This window comes from Spirosoma profusum (assembly GCF_014699005.1).
GTDB classification, from domain to species: domain Bacteria; phylum Bacteroidota; class Bacteroidia; order Cytophagales; family Spirosomataceae; genus Spirosoma; species Spirosoma profusum.
Map to the genome: position 1 here is coordinate 471,476 of NZ_JACWZY010000002.1, position 16,329 is coordinate 487,804.

Genomic DNA, 16,329 nt, shown 5'->3' on the forward strand with positions numbered 1-16,329 from the left:
CGTTTAGGTAGTTAGTGAAGTAGTCCCCGTTGAATGATGGCCGATACGAACGCTTCCCGGTCTTTGGGGTAGGGGTAGTAGGCAGGAAAATAGCGAAGGGTCATACGTCCGGCATCGGTGGAGAATTGCACGACAACCCCGTTACGTACTTTATCCCCTCGTTGCCCAAACGTAACAACATTGCCGATGTAAACACCTACATAGTCGGTACGTTGTAAGCCTGTGAAGAAGATTATCTTTCTTCTTGCTCCCTTACCTGTTTCTTTCTTTTGGGTGTTTGGCCCCCGTAGAATAACCTCAGCGTCAATGTTGTCGTTAAACCGCCGTTCCTCCACAGTCAATTCACGAGGCACCTTGCAAAATCCTGGCTCACATTCTTTGACAATGTAGCGGCCCCGGTCGGCATCGAGCCGAAAGGTCAGGCGGTGGGAAGTAGGTAGGTAGGTCATTGGCCCCGGCCCTCCTGTGCCTTATGCCGAAACCGGCGCGGTTGTTTGAGGGCGGCCAATACGTCGGATTTCTGGTAACGAACGCGGCCGTTTATTTTGAGTGGAACTAAAACGGCTGGGCGGTCGTCGGTGTCGGTTGCCCACTCGTGCAAGGTGGTGAGTGATACCTGCAAGGTTTCGGCGGTTTGCCGACGTGTCAGCAAGTCGGGGAGGTTAAGACCTTCCGGCGCGGGTGGTGTATAGTTCGCTAACTCTGAGCGAACGGCCCCCCGTACTAGTTCGGTTAATTGGTCGGGGGTAATCTGGATTTGTGTTACTGTGCCGTACATCTTTGAGTTATACATTGTTTTGTACAACTCAAAATTGATGTTTCTTTATAGTGTAGGGTTAATCATGTAGGAGTAAATCTTCCTACATTTTGTAAGGATTCATCAAGTAAGATTAGCTCGCAAAAAGTCGTCAACTTTCTTAATATCATCCTCTTTGCTGGTATTATACCTGTCCTCCGTTTTTTTTACGCCCCAATAAGTTAGTATAGCTCGGATATCCTGTTCATTTCTACCTAATAATTGACTCAATATTTTTGCCTTCTTTTGAGTGCCAATATTTTGCCAAACAGCGGCATCCTTGAAGCCTAATTTATCTAATGCGATCATCTGCTGTTTGAGTGAAAATCTTTCTGATTTTATTATGGCTTCGATACCAGCGTTTTCTCCAGTATCCTTGTATAGCTCAGGAGCATTCTTCCACTTTTCATATTCTTTAGGGGTAAATCTTCTTGATAAACTTTCGATTTCTGAAGTTATCATTTCAACTGTTTGGCTGATTAACATTATAACAAGCTCATCAACTCTGTATCGTTCGTTATCTTCTTCTTGTCCACTTGGTATCAATAATTCTAAGTGATCATTTTCAAAATATTGATGGAAGCCGTCAATCTCTATTGATTTAAAAAGAGATTGAGCTAGATCTGTTCGCCAAGTTATGCCATGTACTAAATCTAAAAGATACCTTGTATAGCCTTGCTGGGATTCAAAGTCCCGGAAATAACAGTACCTCTTTGCAATTAATGTCCGAATTGTACGAGTATCATAGTTTCCTGATTTCTCTTCCCCTATAGTATTGAATTCTGCTATTGCCTTATAATGGTCCGAATCAATTAAATAGCGAAAACTTTCATTAAGAACGGTCTTTCCATCTTCTGGACGAACGTTAAATAACTCCCTAAGGGGGAAAATCCATTCTAGAGCGAAAACAAAAAATGAATTTAATTTCATGGTGATATCATTCAAGATAACCACTTCATCGGTCTCCATCTCTTTAAAGTCCATATAAATAACATTAATTATTGAAAATGAGCGTGGTCGAGTAACATTATTGCGTTCTGCTCTGATGAAACTTTTATATATCGCAATAGCATCTTTTCCGAACGGTGGCCGGTTATCTGCATAATCTGAATAACTGGCACCTTTGCCAAGTACGCGTTCGTAGCAAATGAACGTCGGGCGGTGTGAGAACTGACCAACTCCCACTTTTCCAAAGTGCGTAATTCATTACGCCCACCCCGCGTCCGATTTACTTCGATCCGGTCATTTATACCCGCTCGTTTGCATAATTCCTTAAGATGATCGTTCAGCCGTTGGTTTGAGATCGGACGAGGGGGCGTACCGTTGTATTTGTTGATGATAGCGACGACTTTAGAGTTGAGGGGTATCGAAACCCGTTCTGATGTTTTCAGCGTTCTACGTGTCAAAATACGGCCGTTAATATTTTCAGGACGTAGCTGCGTAAAGTCGGAAAACCGTAGGCCAGTATAACAGCCAATTAAAAAAAGATCACGCGCCCGTTCAATTCCTGGGGTTGCTGCTAGATTAAGGTTATAGAGTGTTGTTAGTTCGTCTTCAGTCAGATAAATGCTATCAACATCTTCAGAAAACTTTTTAAAGTCCTTATGTTGAAATATGGTGTTTGTATGCAAACCATCCGCGTGAGCCTGTTTCAGCATCACTTTTAGGTCTTTTAGAAGGGAGCCTACATAGTTAAGCGTTAGCCCCTTACCTGTTAGCCATAGTTTAAACAGATGGTAGAATTCAAGAGTAAATGCAGTATAGTCTATAGATTGTCTGGTTGCCTTGCGGTAATCTTCTAATAACCGTTTTAGTTTTAGATAGCCGTTTAGTGTAAACCGGGAGTACTGCGAACTCTTGGCGTTTAGCCGAAGGCCAGCGCGGGCTTCCTCAACAAATCGTTCCAAATACTCAGTAAATGGTTCACCGGGTGACTGTAGTTTATCTTTTTTAGTACGGGTAGTCTTAACTCGATTTAACGTTTGGTCAAGATGCTGTTTAATTAAATCGTTAGTGATTGTGGCTCCAGCTAACTGTAAAGCCGTTACAACCTGTTTGATTGCGGCCCGATGACGTTCTAGGTTACTGTTAATAGTCTCAAACCGTTCCCGTTCAGAACGAGGTTTTAACACAATACGAACTCTTTGGGCGTTAGCGTCCCATTGATAAGGCTCAATTGTCTGTTCAGTTGAATACTTAAACCGGCCAGAATCAAAGCGGTAAATAAGGTAAATGAGTGTTGCCCGGTCGGCGCGGGGGTCTTTGAGCAAAAACTTTACGTCCTTGTCTTGTATAGTTTTCATTGGTTTGACTTGGTTTGGTCAATACCAAGTTACGAATAAAAATAATACAGGGGACGAAATAGGGGACGGAATTAATTGATGAAACCGTATTTGATTTGATAAATTACTATAAACAAAAAACGCTAACTCGTTGAAAGTTAGCGTTTTTTGTTGTTGTCCGTATGGTGTAAGATACGGTATTTGTGCTCCCGAAGGGATTCGAACCCCTATCGATGGTACCGGAAACCACAATTCTATCCATTGAACTACGGGAGCAGGCCCCAATTTGGGAGTGCAAATATAGCTGTCTGATGCCTTTGATGCAAGCTAACCCTAAATCAAAATGGACTTTCTCAGTGCCGTCCGCGACCACCACGGCGGTTTTCACCTTTAGGGGCCGGATCGCGTTTTCGGTCAGAACGACCGCTCTGCCCACCGGATGAACGAGTACGGGCGTTACCAGAACGGCTATTACGGCTGCTTTCGGAACGACTCAGATCACTGGGACGACGGTCGGCTTTGTCGCTGACGAGGGCGAAATCCATGCTACGTCGGGCCAGGTTGGTTTCTTTTACACGTACCACCACTGGATCGCCAAAGGTGTACATTTTTTTATGACGCTGGCCAACGATGCGGTAGTTATCCCTGTCGAACTCGTAATAATCATCGGTCAAATCCTGCATGCGTACCAGTCCTTCGCAGTTGTTCTCGGTGATTTCGACAAAAAAGCCGAATTCTGTAACGCCCGAAATAACTCCCTCGAATACTTGATCAGGAGCCATGCGGCTCATGAATTCAACCTGTTTGTACTTAATACTAGCTCGTTCGGCTTCGGCCGCCATGCGTTCGCGTTCCGACGAATGTTTGCATTTTTCTTCGTACTCATCATGGTCGACAGGTTTGCCTTTGTCTAGGTAGTGCTGTAACAGGCGATGGGCCATCATGTCAGGGTAGCGACGTATCGGCGATGTAAAGTGCGAGTACCGACGAAATGCCAATCCAAAGTGACCAATATCTTCTGTGCTATAGCGTGCTTTCGACATGGTACGTACCGCCAGTTGCTGGAGCATGTTGGCCTCGGGTTTGCCCTCAATGCTTTCCATAAAGCGGTTCATCGAACTGGATAACTGACCTTCATCAACATTCAGTTTATAGCCTAAACGTCGGGCGAACTCCGAAAAGCTTCGGAGTTTGTCTTCTGCAGGACCTTCGTGAATTCGGTACACCATTACGTTCTCTTCGCGATTCTTATTCCGCTTCGACAAAGAGTGCACAAATTCAGCTACTTGTTTGTTAGCCAGTAACATAAACTCTTCAATGAGCTTATTGGTATCCTGTCGGATTTTAGGATAGACGGCCAGCGGTACGCCGTTTTCGTCCAGCCGGAAACGTACTTCGGGCGTCTCGAAATTAATAGCGCCGTTTTTGAAACGCTCGTCGCGTAGCTTGTAGGCTAGCTCATTTAGCAACCGCAATTCTTCCAGATAATCGCCACTGTTGTTGTTTAGAATATCCTGCGCTTCTTCGTAAGCAAATCGCCGGTTCGAGTGAATCGCCGTACGGCCAAACCATTCGTTGACAATCTGTGCGTTAGGCGTTAGCTCAAACACAGCCGAAAACGTCAGTTTGTCTTCGTTGGGACGTAGCGAACACAGACCGTTTGACAGTTTCTCGGGTAACATGGGAACCACCCGGTCAACCAGGTAAACCGACGTAGCACGCTTGTAGGCTTCGGCTTCCAGTTTCGAACCTGGCCGCACGTAGTACGTTACGTCGGCGATGTGTACACCGATTTCGTAGTTGCCATTGGGAAGTAATTGTACTGATAGGGCGTCATCGAAGTCTTTGGCGTCAATAGGGTCAATGGTGAACGTAGTGACCTCACGCATGTCGCGCCGGTTAGCGAGTTCTTTTTCACCTATCTGAGTCGGAATGCTTTCCGCTTCCTGTTCTACGTCTTCTGGAAAATGAATGGGCAATCCGAATTCAGCTAGAATCGCGTGCATCTCGGTCGTATTCTGACCTGCTACGCCAAGTACCGTAATAACTTCGCCCTCAAACTGCTGCTTATGACTGTTGGGCGCCGGGTATTTCGTAAGCCTGACAATGACTTTCTCACCATCCTTAGCACCGCCCAATTTTTCCTGCGGAATGAAAATGTCTTCGTAAATCTTCTTGCTGTCAGGAATTACAAAGCCGTAGGTCGGCCAGACTTCGATACGTCCTACCAGTTCACTACGTCCACGTTCTACTACGTTCGCAACTTTGCCTTCGATACGTCGGCCCCGGTTGCGCGAATCGGTAAAACGTATCACACGTACACGGTCTCCATCGACAGCACCGCCTAAATCATCAGTTGATACCCAGATGTCATCATTACGGTCACCACGGATGCCCGTTGCGGTATCAGGAATAACGAATGCAAACCGGGCATTGACGTGGTCGACAACGCCTTCGATAAGATTGGCATCGGCGTCGGCCCGGTAACTGCCGTCGGTTTGACGTATCAGTGTACCTTCTTCGACCAGTTCGCCAATCAGCCCGTTCATGATGAGTTTCATCCGCCGGTCGTTGGCATCAAAATGATCGAGAATCTGTTCCTGTGTGAACGATCGATCATCGTTAATCTGAAAAAAGGCCATCAGGTCGTTTTTCAGTTCATCCATAAATGAATTTGCTTGTTTTACCGGCCCAGTTCTAACCGGTTTTTCCAGCCCTTTTTCGCGAGAGTGAGACGAATTCGCTCGCCCTGACGTGGGCCTCCCTGATAAGGATTGCCCAGTGGTGGGTTTGTTGTATTTATTTTGTTTTGGTTTTCCGTTTCTCATGTTGTTTTCCCAGCTTCACAGCGAGGTTAAAATAGATGAATACTGCGTGAAAACGAGACAGAGAATTCAGAATCCATGTCTCAATCACTCAGTACGATATGTTCGTCGGCTACGGCCGGAGCCCCAACCATTTTCAGGTACACCTGCACCAGCATCACCATCGAATCGCGGGCGTACTGTTCGATACGTGGCCAGTCGTGTTCGCGGTAGTACACTTCGCTGGTATGGTCGCCTGTCCACTCAAGCGGACGAGACGGTACGTTCAAGACAGCCGCCAGCAGGTCGAGTGGAACAAAATGCCGTTTGTCGCCAAATTGCCACTGTTCAAGCGTGTCTTTGTGGTTAATCTCCCACGGTTTTTTTCCGGAAATCTGTAAAGCCGGTGGAAGCACCAAGCCGTTGGCCATCAACCGCCGACACACGTACGGGAAATCGAACTCCTTGCCATTGTGCGCACAAAGAGTTAACTCACCAGGCGGATATCGGTTAATAATCTCCAGAAATTCTTCCAGAATGGCCAGCTCGATGTCGTTGCTCAGCAGCTTGACTTTCAGGTGAGGCTTATCCTCTTCATCGAAAAATAACCCACCGACACTGATGCAGATGATTTTACCGAATTCCGCGTAGTACGACGCCCGGCGGTCATACCAGCCAGCCGCTGAGATTTCGTCTTCGGTTTTGAAAAAGCGGCTTTTTTCTTCCCATTGCCGTTGCAGACGTGGGTCAACGGTTGTTAACGATGGTTCACCCGCAACCGTTTTAAGGTCGATGAATAGAAAGTTTTTTAGACGGCGTTTCCAGGATACAGGTTGAGGCATAGTCTGTTACGCGGACCGCTAGTCCGCTACGTTATTGGCAAAGGCGGACAGGTTTCCGGTTCGCCAGACCGGCCGCGTTACGTTAGTCGTGCAAAATCCCGTCCAGACCCAGCGCAGGTATCCGGACCAGATTTTCGTCGACAATACTGTCGGGCACGAAGATAAACTTCTTATCGAAAATCTGCTCATCGATGAAGTAGCTTACCCAGTATTCGTTATTCAGGTGAAACACGTCGGGCATAATGGTTTCGACGACTTCGTAAGATGAGGGAGGAACTTCGGCAAAGAAATGCCGTAAAGTCGATGTTTTCTGTTCTTCGTCGTTTTTCTGGCCGTATCCCTTCGAGGTGACAAATACGTTTCGGATTGCTACGTTGTTCTGGTTGATCAAAAAAACCTGCCAGTCATATCCATTTACCAGATTTTCTTTCCGGGCAATCACAACCTGTACGCCTTCAACCGGCAAAAATTGTATGTCTTTCTTCATGCACTCCACGTGGGTTTCATTCCACTAATCAATTGCGGACTTCCGCCCGCGTTACTAATTCCATTTCAAATAAATTAGCCAGATGACGTTGAACATGCTCGATCACTTCATCCAGCGACACTTCCCTGCCTAATTCGACTGCCAGCGACGTAACGGCTTTGTCGGCAATGCCGCACGGGACAATATGGCTAAAATAACGCAAATCCGTATTTACGTTCAAGGCAAAACCGTGCATCGTGACCCAACGGCTGGCTTTTACGCCCATCGCACAAATTTTACGCGGGTTCCGCTTCATTCCTAACTCACCCAAATCCGTTTCATAATCGAGCCATACGCCTGTCAGACCATCGATTCGACCCGCCTGTAAGCCATAATTTGCCAGCGTCAGAATGATGCTTTCTTCCAGTAAACGCATGTAGCGGTGAATGTCGGTAAAGAAATTATCCAAATCCAGAATCGGATAACCCACCAACTGACCGGGACCGTGATACGTTACGTCGCCCCCGCGCCGGATTCGGAAGAATGTAGCACCCAGTTCGTTAGTGAGCCGGTCCTGATCAATAAGCAGGTTTTCAGGATGGCCACTGGTCCCCATTGTATAAACGGGTGGATGCTCACAAAACAGGAGGTAATTTGGCGTAAGTTGCTGTTCCTGATCTAGTAAGGTGCGGTTCAGGAGTTTCTGATTCACAATTCCGGCAAATAGCCGTTCCTGTTCGTCCCAGGCGGTCTGATACTCGATTAATCCTAATTTCTGAACCTCTACTTGTTTATTGACGCGACTATTCATTTTTTTACGGACGAACAGACCTTTCCAGAGGTTGCTCCCTACAACGTACTAACAACGTAGTAGACAGCTTTTGTTCGTTACGTCCTAAACCCATGTATTAAGAATGGCCCAGCACAACGAAACTGGCAAGCAAGGCGAAGCCGAAGCCGTGCGCTATCTGCGCGAAAAAGGCTACGAAATTCTTTCCCATAACTACCGTTACAAACATGCTGAAATTGACCTTATTGCCAAAAAGGGTCAACTACTGGTCTTTGCCGAGGTCAAAACACGTAGCAACCTTAATTACGGAAATCCGGAGGAATTTGTTTCCTACACTAAAGCCAAACTGGTGATGCGGGCCGCCGAAGCCTACATTTTTGCGACCGATTGGATGCATGACGTGCGCTTTGATATCATCGCCGTTACGTTGTCGGGCAGCCAATTAAACGTGAAACACATCGAAGATGCTTTCTGCTAAGTTATAGGCTGCTGGACCACCCCCAACCCCCTCCACTGGAGGGGGTTGGGGGTGGTCCAGCAGTGTAATAGAATCTACCTACCGCCACCACCACTATGTCTGCCTTTAATAATAACGTATTGGCGGATAAATCTTTTCGGTCGAAAATTACGTTTACTAAGTAGCCACGGGTTGGCTCATCAATAAACTCCTATGAACGTAATGACTATCCGGCGCTCGGCGCTGCTTCTATCCGTTGTTGCTACTCTCCTGATGGCGTCCTGCCGAAAGCCCGCCGACGTAACACCCGCTACGGATGCGGAGGTTAAAGAATGGATTCTGTCGAACATGCAGACGTATTACTTCTGGAACGATAGGCTTCCGGCGAATCCGGACAAATCATTGGCTCCCAGTCCGTTCTTCTACTCGCTGCTTTATAACTATAACAACACCGCAGTTCCCGACCGCGACCGTTTTTCCTGGATTCAGGCGAGCGCCGATGAACTGAAAGCATCACTGAGCGGTCAGTCGAAAACAACCGGCATGGAGTATCGCTATTTCTACCGCGACCAAACGCAGTCATCGGTTGGGGCTACGGTTTTATACGTATTGCCAGGTTCGCCAGCCGCAAAAGCGGGTATCAAACGAGGTGATATTATCACGAAAGTGAATGGACAGTCACTAACCGGGACTAATTATACCCAATTGATATCCAGTAGTGTAGAGTCGTATACGTTCGGTTTTGCTACGTTGAAAAATGGCGTTTTGACTGATACCGACCAGACTAAACAGGTAACGCCTATTGTTTTTCAGGAAGATCCGGTGCTGCTGGATACGACCTATATTATCGGCTCAAAAACGATTGGCTATGTTGTCTATAACCAGTTTACGCCGGGCGCTTTTCAATCCGATGGTAGCACTAACAATGCGTATGATCAAAAACTGGATGCCATTTTTGGTAAGTTCAAGCAGAAAGGCGTGAACGAGATGATTCTCGACCTGCGCTACAATCGGGGTGGCTACGTGAGCTCAGCGACTAATCTGGCCAGTTTGATGGGTAAAAATATTGACGCCAACAAAGTGTTTTATTCCCAGAAATGGAATAGCAACGTAATGGCCGATCGTGATAAGCAATCCGGTGTGGGCTGGAATAACCAGAAATTCGTGACGAAGTCGACGGCCATTGGATCTAATCTGAGTCGACTGTACGTACTGACAACCGGAAGTACAGCGTCGGCCAGTGAGTTGATTATTAATGGACTACGTCCGTTTATGACGGTCAATACAATTGGCACGACTACTGTAGGTAAAAATGTTGGTTCCATTACCATTTCCGATAAAACCGGAGCTATTAAATGGGGTATGCAGCCTATTACGTTCAAATCGGCGAATGCGCTGGGTTTTACGGACTATGGGAATGGATTTACACCAGCCGTTGAGGTGAAAGAACCTCTCATCGGTATGAAGGCGCTGGGCGACTTAACCGAATCACTACTAAGCGAAGCCATTTTTCAGATTTCGGGTACACGCACGGCTCGACGAGGAGTAGATGCAGATGTTCAGGAAAGTATTGGGTCATCACTGGATCGCAAAGCGGGCGGTGGTAATATGTTTATTGAAAATTAAGCCCGGCCGCGCACAGTTAAAATTGTATTATTTTACAACAAAAGCGGCTCCAGAGGCTGCTTTTGACGTTTAATAGTGTAACTTTAGGATAAGTAATCCGCCACCACTATGTATGAGAAGAATATAGGTACGAAGCAGAAAGCATTACGTATTAACCTTGATCGGCGCATTTATGGGTCGTTCGCCGAGATTGGAGCCGGTCAGGAAACAGCCGCTATGTTTTTTAAAGCAGGCGGCTCGTCAGGAACCATCGCCAAAACCATGTCGGCCTATGACATGACCTTCAGTGACTCAATTTACGGCGTTGAAGAAAGTGGACGCTACGTAGTTGAATCTAGGCTGGTTAAAATGCTGTCTAAGGAATACAGCCTGCTGGAAAAACGATTAGCCGAAAAACGTGGTCCTGATACCACGTTTTTTGCGTTTGCCAATACTGTTGTTGCACTCAACTATCAGAAAACCAACGAAGCACATGGCTGGCTTGGCCTGCGTTTTCAGTTGAATCCACAAGCAGGGTATAACGACGTCATCATTCACGTCCGAATGACGGACAATGAGAATATCCTTCAGCAACAGGCGCTGGGAGTTATCGGCGTCAATCTTATTTATGGCTGTTACTATTACGCCAAATCGCCTGAAACGCTGGTGCTGTCGTTGATGGACGACCTTTCGCCCGACCGGATTCAGATTGACATGATTCGGTTCAACGGCCCTGATTTTGCAGATGTCGACAACCGTCTGATGACGCTGCACCTGGTAAAAAATGGCTTTACGGATGCCGCGTTGTTCGGACCGGATGGGCAGGTATTACAGCCTTCCGAAGCACTCTACAAAAAACATATTCTGGTGATGCGTGGGCGTTTGCGGCCGCTAACCAACGTGCAACTGGATATGATTGAAAACGGCTTGAAGCAGTTTAAAGATGAGCCCGATGTAGATGCCAGTCGGGTAGTGTCGATGGCCGAATTAACGCTGCACAACCTGAAAGCCAACGAACAGGGAATTGATGAGAAGGACTTTCTGGACCGGGTGGATATTCTCTGCTCGATGGGACAGACCGTGATGATTTCCAACTATCTGGAATACTACAAGCTGGTGGCGTATCTGGCCCGGCTGACCCGCCTGAAAATCGGCCTGATTGTGGGTATCCCAAACCTCGAATACATTTTTGAGGAGGGACACTATGAGTTTCTGCCGGGTGGTATTCTGGAGTCCTTTGCTACGTTGTTCAGCCGCAAAGTGAAGCTGTTCGTGTACCCAACCCTACGGGGTGGTGCGCTGTATACCTGTAATGAATTTAAATTACCGCCCACGCTGGAGCCGCTGTTCCAGTATCTGGTACGTAACGACAAAATCGAAGACATTACTGACTTCAACGAACAGCACCTGCACATCTCGACCGACCACGTACTGGAAATGATTCAGCAGGGAGAAGATGGCTGGGAAACAATGGTGCCTGAGCGGGTAGCTGAGCAGATTAAAGCAAATTGCTTATTCGGATACCCGTGCGAAGTCGAATACGTGCCGATTGGGCAGCAGGTACGTCAGCAGCAGGTAGAAGAACAGACCGTATCGCGTTGATGATCAGCAGCTAGTTGGCATATTGCTGTGCATAAACCCTTTGCACTTTTTCGCGTGTGCGTTTAAGCCGCATTTTCACGGCGCTGTTTTTTAAATTATAGGTTTCTGCTAATTCATCGATGCTCATGCCGTCTTCGTATTTCATTCGAAGTAGCTGTTGCTCACTGGTCGAGAGGGTTTGCATCGCCTTTTTCACTAACTGAAGCGATTCTTCATGCAGGTACGCATCTCTTGACTCGGCCATGTCGTAATGCGGATTTTCATCCATCGACGTCATCGGAAGTCGTTTTGACCGACGTAACTGGTCGGAGCAATAATTGAAAGCAATGGAATAGAGCCAGGTGGAGAAGGTAGATCGTTCCTGAAAAGCGTCTAACTTATCGAATACTTTCAGAAAAATGTCATGGGTAAAGTCCTGAGCTTTTTCTGAATCTTTGGTCATCGACAGACAGCGCTGGTAGACCTTTTTAACATAACGATTGTAAAGAGTCTCAAAGCACTCGGAAGGTTGACTTGACAAATGCTGACGAATTACCTGCTCGTCTGTTAGTGAAGAAGTGTACATGAAAAGTTGCTAATAGTTTCGGTTAGTTAGGTCTTCGGGATTAATTGTCTTTTTGACGTATATTTTATGTTTTGGTAACAAACGATATATGAAAAAAATAGTATTTAGGTTATTTTTCTTTAAAAAACACAATATATAGGTTGTTTTATACCAAATTATTTTTTTTCTAATTTCCGTATTCGTTAACATCTTTTTTATTGATTGAGCGATGTAACTCTTTGATTGTGAAACTCCTTGTTACTATATAGTATATATTATAAATAAAAAACGTGTTTAAGGGAATTTTTCAATCCCTTAAACACGCGCTGAACAATATGACTTTTTAAAGAAATTCCAGATAAGGAGAAGTACAATTTACGTCAACTCTGTCACCCAGTCATCCTGTTCGACAACAGTTCCTTCTTTCAGCACAATCTTGGCAACAGTTCCTGCTTTGGGAGCCGCCACAATACTTTCCATTTTCATGGCTTCGATAACAAACAAAGGCTGATTTTTCTTCACCGTCTCACCTTCTTTTACCAGAATGCGAGTCAGGCGACCTTGTAGGGGTGCTCCTACGTCCCCTGCTTTACTCACTTTGGCGTTGAGTGCCTTCTCCACCTTCGATGCTTTATCGCGCACACGTACCTGACGGCTCTGCCCGTTGAGTTCGAACGTAATGGTACGCATCCCGAATTCATCCGGTTCGGATTTGAACAGCAGACGTACCAGAATATTTTTACCTTCCTCAATGTTGATCAGAATTTCTTCATTCTCTTTCAGACCATAGAAAAAAGCAGGCGTTGGAATGATACTGACGTTCCCATATTGCTCGTTGGCGTTATAATATTCGTCGTACACCTTCGGATACATCTGGTACGACAGATAATCGACGAAGCCATCGCTGTGCGGGTATTTTTCCTGAAAGGTTTTAAAATCAGCGTCGAAATCGATGGGTTTCAGATGCTCGTTCGGGCGGCCCGTAATTGGCTCTTCTCCTTTTAATACAACTTCCTGAATATCTTTCGGAAAACCACCAACCGGCTGCCCCAGAATACCTTTCATCAGTTCTTTTACCGATTCAGGGAAAGAAAGCGATTCGCCCCGTTTCAATACGTCGTCGGCGGTAAGGTTGTTAGCGGTCATGAAAATGGCCATGTCGCCGACCACCTTTGAGGAAGGTGTTACCTTTACGATATCACCAAAAAGCTGGTTAGCTACGGAGTAATTCTTCTTGAGCGTCTCAAACTTGTCGCCCAGTCCAGTTGCGATGGCCTGCGGTTTAAGGTTTGAATACTGACCACCCGGAATTTCGTTTTCGTAGACTTCCGCACTGCTGGCCTTCATACCCGATTCGAACGGATAATAATACTCCCGCACATCTTCCCAATAGTTGGAGAAAGCATTAAGCGAAGGCAGATTCATGTTGCATTCGCGTTCGTGTCCCTGCATCATGGCCACCACCGAATTAAAATTCGGCTGCGACGTCAATCCCGACAAAGCACCCAGCGCACAATCGACAATATCGACACCCGCGTCGATGGCTTTCAGATACGTAGCAGCCTGAATACCTGCCGTATCGTGCGTGTGCAGGTGCACAGGAATGTTCACAGCTTGCTTCAATTCACGTACCAGTACGTCGGCCGCCAGCGGTTTCAGCAACCCAGCCATGTCTTTAATGGCTAGCAGATGCGCGCCTTCATCTTCGAGCTGGCGGGCCATATCGAGGTAGTACTGTAGCGTGTACTTGTGCTGATTCGGCGACAGGATGTCGCCTGTATAGCAGATGGCTGCTTCACAAAGCGCGTCGGTACGTTCACGAACGGCCTTGATGCTTATTTTCATGGCCTCGATCCAGTTGAGCGAGTCGAAAATGCGGAATACGTCGATGCCAGTTTCCCAGGATTTCTCGACGAATTTCTCAATCAGGTTATCGGGATAAGCTGAGTAGCCAACGGCGTTGGAGCCGCGGAACAGCATTTGCAGCAGCATATTCGGCATGGCTTCACGTAGCGCCGACAACCGTTTCCAGGGACTTTCGTACAGGAAGCGCATCGATACGTCGAACGTAGCGCCCCCCCAGACTTCCATCGAGAAAAGCTCTGGATGATTTTTGGCGAATCCTTCGGCCACCTTCATCAAATCCTGCGTCCGAACGCGCGTTGCCAGCAGCGACTGGTGCCCATCGCGGAACGTAGTATCGGTATAAAGAACGCATTGCTGATCTTTCACCCACTGCACGAATTTCTCTCGACCTAACTCCTTCAGACGGTCGCGGTTGCCGGAAGGGTAGGGGCTATACGTATCGAAAGGTGGAACGATGGGCGTACGGAAAATCTTCGAATCGTCTTTTTTCTTGACCTCGGGATTGCCGTTCACAATGACGTCGGCAAGGTAATTCAGTACGCGCGTCGAACGGTCCTGCGGCTTGCGCATGTCGAACAGTTCGGGGTGCGTTTCGATGAACGAAACCCGCGCTTCGCCCCGCTGAAAAATCGGGTGACTGATTACGTTCTGAAGAAAGCCGATGTTTGTTTTAACTCCCCGAATCCGAAACTCGACAAGGGCACGTAGCAGTCGCTGGGTTGCCCCTTTGAGTGTCCGACCCCGCGCCGATACTTTCACAATCATGGAATCGAAGTAAGGCGAGATTTTCATGCCCGCATAACTGCTTCCTTCGTCCAGACGAATGCCAAAACCGGCCGCATTCCGATAAGCCGTTATCGTGCCAAAATCAGGTTTAAAGCCGTTGACGGGGTCTTCGGTCGTGATGCGGCACTGGATGGCGTAACCGTTCAGCGGAATTTCGTCCTGATGGTTGATGTAAATTCCATTGTCGGAAAGCTGGTAGCCCATCGCAATCAGAATCTGCGTCCGAACGATGTCGATGCCCGTCACTTCCTCCGTAATAGTATGCTCAACCTGAATCCGTGGGTTTACTTCAATGAAGTAAATATTCTCGTTTTTATCGACCAGAAACTCGACCGTACCGGCGTTCGAATACTCTACGGCCCGACCAAGTTGCAGGGCGTATTCATAGAGCTTGTTTTTAGTTTCCTGCCGGAGCCCAAACGAAGGCGCTACTTCGACTACTTTCTGAAACCGGCGTTGTACCGAGCAGTCACGTTCATAAAGGTGAACGATATTTCCATGTTGGTCGCCAAGTAACTGAACCTCAATGTGTTTTGGATCTTCGATGAATTTTTCCAGGAAAATGGTATCATCACCGAAAGCGTTTTTAGCCTCGTTTTTGGCTTCCGTGAATGCTTTCGAGAACTCGTCTGCACTACGTACCACGCGCATACCACGTCCACCACCACCGGCAGCCGCTTTCACCATCACCGGAAAACCGATACGTTCGGCTTCAGTCAGAGCGAACTCAGACGTCATATTTTCTTCGCGCGAATCCGGAATCAGCGGTACACCGGCCTTCATCGCCAGATTTTTGGCCCGAACTTTATCGCCCAACGCGTCCATCGCTTCGGGTGATGGCCCGATGAAAATGATACCTTCTTCACGACATCGACGGGCCAGTTTTACGTTTTCCGACAGAAAACCATAGCCGGGGTGAATGGCGTCGATTTTATGGCGTTTGGCCAGCAAAATAATGCCTTCAACATCCAGATACGGTTTCAGCGGGTCTTCATCCCGACCAATCTGAAAGGCTTCGTCGGCCTTATAGCGGTGGAGCGAATAACGGTCTTCATACGTATAAACGGCAACCGTAGTAATGCCTAATTCGGTGGCGGCCCGCATGATGCGAATAGCAATTTCACCCCGGTTAGCAACAAGCAGACGTTTAATGGGACGGATGTAATCTTTCATGGAATTTTAAAGAAACCGGCTTCTGGTTATGAAAGCATCAAACAACATGGCAAGATGGTCGAAAATTTTCAAAAAGCCTTCCTGAACCATAGAATCATCTGAGAAGACAGATTTTTCCGGGAATAATACATTCAACGTAAATGAACAGTGACTTCAGTTACCAGAGCTATACTGTGTATCAAACTATTAACGATTCTATTTCTCTTTGTCGAAGGTATTAAATTGTTGATTATCAATAATATAAACGTAGTATCACTGCCTAGAGATGAAACGGCGTGATACGTTCGGAGCAATCCGACAAATCATGGCATCGAAT

General features: G+C 46.9%; 13 protein-coding genes and 1 tRNA gene. 3 read left to right on the plus strand and 11 right to left on the minus strand.

Annotated elements, in window-relative coordinates:
• Window positions 1-11 precede the first annotated feature (11 nt).
• The 9 genes from IC229_RS04300 to lipB form a co-directional block, all read right to left on the minus strand.
• A complete protein-coding gene (locus IC229_RS04300; protein ID WP_190885682.1) occupies window positions 12-449 on the minus strand; it encodes a hypothetical protein in 438 nt (145 codons plus the stop codon).
• The gene (locus tag IC229_RS04305; RefSeq protein ID WP_190885782.1) at window positions 446-778 is read right to left on the minus strand and encodes a helix-turn-helix domain-containing protein; all 333 of its coding nucleotides are present in this window, start codon (window positions 776-778) and stop codon (window positions 446-448) included. Before IC229_RS04305 ends, IC229_RS04300 begins: the two co-directional genes overlap by 4 nt.
• Window positions 779-880: 102 nt before the next feature.
• Window positions 881-1,780 carry a hypothetical protein gene (locus IC229_RS04310; protein ID WP_190885683.1) on the minus strand — a complete coding sequence of 300 codons (900 nt, stop codon included), beginning with the start codon at window positions 1,778-1,780 and terminating at the stop codon, window positions 881-883.
• Window positions 1,781-1,794: 14 nt separating this feature from the next.
• Complete coding sequence (locus IC229_RS04315; RefSeq protein WP_190885684.1) at window positions 1,795-3,099, minus strand: site-specific integrase; 1,305 nt, start codon at window positions 3,097-3,099, stop codon at window positions 1,795-1,797.
• Between the two features lie 183 nt (window positions 3,100-3,282).
• Window positions 3,283-3,354: transfer RNA gene (locus tag IC229_RS04320), tRNA-Arg, on the minus strand.
• A gap of 77 nt (window positions 3,355-3,431) precedes the next feature.
• Window positions 3,432-5,906 (minus strand): ribonuclease R, encoded by a 2,475-nt coding sequence (rnr, locus tag IC229_RS04325; protein ID WP_190885685.1) that lies wholly within the window; start codon window positions 5,904-5,906, stop codon window positions 3,432-3,434.
• Window positions 5,907-5,986: 80 nt separating this feature from the next.
• Window positions 5,987-6,724 (minus strand): 3'-5' exonuclease, encoded by a 738-nt coding sequence (locus IC229_RS04330; RefSeq protein ID WP_190885686.1) that lies wholly within the window; start codon window positions 6,722-6,724, stop codon window positions 5,987-5,989.
• 82 nt (window positions 6,725-6,806) lie between these two features.
• Window positions 6,807-7,211 (minus strand): hypothetical protein, encoded by a 405-nt coding sequence (locus IC229_RS04335; RefSeq protein ID WP_190885687.1) that lies wholly within the window; start codon window positions 7,209-7,211, stop codon window positions 6,807-6,809.
• A 28-nt stretch (window positions 7,212-7,239) separates the two neighbouring features.
• On the minus strand, window positions 7,240-8,001 hold the full coding sequence (gene lipB, locus IC229_RS04340) for a lipoyl(octanoyl) transferase LipB (protein WP_190885688.1): 762 nt from the start codon (window positions 7,999-8,001) through the stop codon (window positions 7,240-7,242).
• A gap of 103 nt (window positions 8,002-8,104) precedes the next feature.
• On the opposite strand from lipB, the gene IC229_RS04345 reads away from it, so the two are divergent.
• The 3 genes from IC229_RS04345 (at window position 8,105) to IC229_RS04355 (ending at window position 11,644) form a co-directional block, all read left to right on the plus strand.
• Window positions 8,105-8,458 carry a YraN family protein gene (locus tag IC229_RS04345; protein WP_190885689.1) on the plus strand — a complete coding sequence of 118 codons (354 nt, stop codon included), beginning with the start codon at window positions 8,105-8,107 and terminating at the stop codon, window positions 8,456-8,458.
• A 192-nt stretch (window positions 8,459-8,650) separates the two neighbouring features.
• Entirely contained in the window at window positions 8,651-10,063 is a 1,413-nt protein-coding gene (locus IC229_RS04350; protein ID WP_190885690.1) for a S41 family peptidase, read from the plus strand.
• A 108-nt stretch (window positions 10,064-10,171) separates the two neighbouring features.
• Complete coding sequence (locus IC229_RS04355; protein ID WP_190885691.1) at window positions 10,172-11,644, plus strand: TonB-dependent receptor; 1,473 nt, start codon at window positions 10,172-10,174, stop codon at window positions 11,642-11,644.
• 10 nt (window positions 11,645-11,654) lie between these two features.
• On the opposite strand, the gene IC229_RS04360 is transcribed toward IC229_RS04355, so the two are convergent.
• Both IC229_RS04360 and IC229_RS04365 read right to left on the minus strand, forming a co-directional pair.
• A complete protein-coding gene (locus IC229_RS04360) occupies window positions 11,655-12,209 on the minus strand; it encodes an RNA polymerase sigma factor (RefSeq protein ID WP_190885692.1) in 555 nt (184 codons plus the stop codon).
• A 354-nt stretch (window positions 12,210-12,563) separates the two neighbouring features.
• Window positions 12,564-16,013, minus strand: coding sequence for a pyruvate carboxylase (locus tag IC229_RS04365; RefSeq protein WP_190885693.1), 3,450 nt, complete (start codon window positions 16,011-16,013; stop codon window positions 12,564-12,566).
• Window positions 16,014-16,329 lie beyond the last annotated feature (316 nt).

Excerpts from the sequence above, each read along its gene's own strand:
- IC229_RS04345 (WP_190885689.1), top strand. The coding sequence starts at position 8,105 with ATGGCCCAGCACAACGAAACTGGCAAGCAAGGCGAAGCCGAAGCCGTG.
- IC229_RS04300 (WP_190885682.1), bottom strand. The coding sequence starts at position 449 with ATGACCTACCTACCTACTTCCCACCGCCTGACCTTTCGGCTCGATGCC.
- IC229_RS04355 (WP_190885691.1), top strand. The coding sequence starts at position 10,172 with ATGTATGAGAAGAATATAGGTACGAAGCAGAAAGCATTACGTATTAAC.
- IC229_RS04365 (WP_190885693.1), bottom strand. The coding sequence starts at position 16,013 with ATGAAAGATTACATCCGTCCCATTAAACGTCTGCTTGTTGCTAACCGG.
- IC229_RS04335 (WP_190885687.1), bottom strand. The coding sequence starts at position 7,211 with ATGAAGAAAGACATACAATTTTTGCCGGTTGAAGGCGTACAGGTTGTG.
- IC229_RS04360 (WP_190885692.1), bottom strand. The coding sequence starts at position 12,209 with ATGTACACTTCTTCACTAACAGACGAGCAGGTAATTCGTCAGCATTTG.
- IC229_RS04330 (WP_190885686.1), bottom strand. The coding sequence starts at position 6,724 with ATGCCTCAACCTGTATCCTGGAAACGCCGTCTAAAAAACTTTCTATTC.
- IC229_RS04305 (WP_190885782.1), bottom strand. The coding sequence starts at position 778 with ATGTACGGCACAGTAACACAAATCCAGATTACCCCCGACCAATTAACC.
- IC229_RS04315 (WP_190885684.1), bottom strand. The coding sequence starts at position 3,099 with ATGAAAACTATACAAGACAAGGACGTAAAGTTTTTGCTCAAAGACCCC.
- IC229_RS04310 (WP_190885683.1), bottom strand. The coding sequence starts at position 1,780 with ATGGACTTTAAAGAGATGGAGACCGATGAAGTGGTTATCTTGAATGAT.
- lipB (WP_190885688.1), bottom strand. The coding sequence starts at position 8,001 with ATGAATAGTCGCGTCAATAAACAAGTAGAGGTTCAGAAATTAGGATTA.
- rnr (WP_190885685.1), bottom strand. The coding sequence starts at position 5,906 with ATGAGAAACGGAAAACCAAAACAAAATAAATACAACAAACCCACCACT.
- IC229_RS04350 (WP_190885690.1), top strand. The coding sequence starts at position 8,651 with ATGAACGTAATGACTATCCGGCGCTCGGCGCTGCTTCTATCCGTTGTT.